At 72.9% G+C, this 987-nt stretch carries 1 protein-coding gene and 1 pseudogene; both read right to left on the bottom strand.

Features of this window, described 5'->3' with window-relative positions:
• Positions 1–267: pseudogene (locus FVW20_RS16600) on the bottom strand (phage tail protein); the annotation flags it as partial.
• 1 nt (position 268) lies between these two features.
• A partial coding sequence (locus FVW20_RS16595; protein ID WP_196610459.1) for a baseplate J/gp47 family protein occupies positions 269–987 on the bottom strand: 719 nt, incomplete at its 5' end.

Raw genomic sequence — 987 nt, 5'->3', positions numbered from 1 at the left:
GTGCCAGGCGTAGGCCCGCTCCACCCGGCGGCGGTGGCGGGCGTCGTCATCGTGCCGGGTGCGCGGCGCGCCGCGCGATGCGCCATAGCCCTGCATCAGCGTCTGTTCCGCCGTGGTCACGATCCACTGGTCGCGCGTCCAGCGGATGTCCTCGCGCACGGTGTCCAGGTAGTCGGCCAGCCCGCGCGCGATGACGGCCAGCGGCCCCGGACGGAAGATCCACGGCCACGCCAGCCGCTCGCGGAAGTATGACCAGAACAGGCCCACGCTAAGCCTCCGTCACCCAGCGGGCGGTCACGGTCAGGCTGTTCAGGGTGGCCAGCCCGTCGGCGGGGATGCCCACGTCGCCGACCGGGCTTGCCCAGTCGATGCGCTTCACCCCGGCGATGGAGACGATGCCCGCCGCCATGCGGTCGCGCACCACGTCGTGCCCGATGCCGAAGGCAGGCACCTCCGGCTGGTCGCCCTTGAACAGCGCCTCCACCCACGCGCGGGCGGCCAGCACCGTGGCGTCCGCATCGCCGGAAAGCAGTTCCAGTTCCATGGCCACGTCCACGCCCACCGGCGTGGGGGCCTTCACCACCACGTCGTGGTTGATGCGGATCTGCGTGGCGATGGCGGCGCGCACCGCCTGCAACAGCTGCTCGGTGGGCTGGCCCGCCGCGCCCTTGACCACCACGTCCACGGTGCCTTCGCCGCGCGGGTGCTGGTCGTCCACGTACACGTCCACCACGCCGGTCACGGACAGGGCCGCCGCCTTGTACGCGGCGCTGGTGATGCCCGCGCGCGCCTGCCACGCCAGTGCATAGCGGCGGCGCAGCAGGGAATCGGATTCCGCGTCGGCCCCTTCCTCGGCCAGCCAGCCCGCCGCGTTGCTCACCGCGCCGATGCCGGGCACCGGCGTGGCCAGTTCCACGATCTGGCCGGGGGCCGCGTTGGCTGCCGCTCCGTATTCCTCGGCCCGCGCCATGACGGCCACCAGATCGG

Origin of the sequence: Nitratidesulfovibrio oxamicus (genome assembly GCF_015731765.1) — a bacterium.
Classification (GTDB): domain Bacteria; phylum Desulfobacterota; class Desulfovibrionia; order Desulfovibrionales; family Desulfovibrionaceae; genus Cupidesulfovibrio; species Cupidesulfovibrio oxamicus.
Note: the sequence above shows the minus strand (reverse complement) of the source record. Positions and strands in the feature narration are given on the sequence as shown.